Source organism: Vibrio sp. Y176, from assembly GCF_033438945.1.
In genome coordinates this window covers 1-539 of record NZ_JAWOQS010001075.1, presented here as the reverse complement: position 1 = coordinate 539, position 539 = coordinate 1, and the positions used below count along the sequence as shown (strand labels likewise).

Genomic DNA, 539 nt, shown 5'->3' with positions numbered 1-539 from the left:
GTTAGGATTAAAGGGCCGTCTAATGCTTGCATGACATAGCTTGCTGGATAGCCATGAGCTAAGAGCGTCGTCATTGCTTGCAAATACTTTTCTACTGAGCTGAAAAAATAGAAATAACCATCACAAAGGACGTTTTCATGCTCTCCAGTGTCGGAGAGATAGCGATGTTTTGGGCAGCCGCCGTTGCAGAGAGATAAGAACTGGCATTGTTTACATCGCATAGATAAGCGGGATTCTTTGTTGAACTGAAGTTCGTGATTCAGCGACATCTTGTGCAACGATGTTTCGAATACATTGCCGAGTTTCGACTCCGGGTAGGCGACATGGTCACAGAAATAAACGTCACCATTTGCTTCAACGGCATAAGACGAGCCGCATTTTTTTGCATGAATACAGTTTGGAGAGGGGTTGCCAAGGTATTGTGTTAATGCCTGTTCGAAGTTCGAAATGAAGACTTTTCCCACATCTTGAGAAACCCAAAGATGAAATACGTCGGTGAGAAAACGTCCATATTCTTTGGCATCAACAGACCAAGCGAT

At 44.0% G+C, this 539-nt stretch carries 1 protein-coding gene; it reads right to left on the bottom strand.

Annotated elements, in window-relative coordinates; translation table 11 throughout:
- The coding region (locus tag R7O13_RS30275) for an SPASM domain-containing protein (RefSeq protein WP_318305648.1) at positions 1–539 on the bottom strand (539 nt) is incomplete at both ends.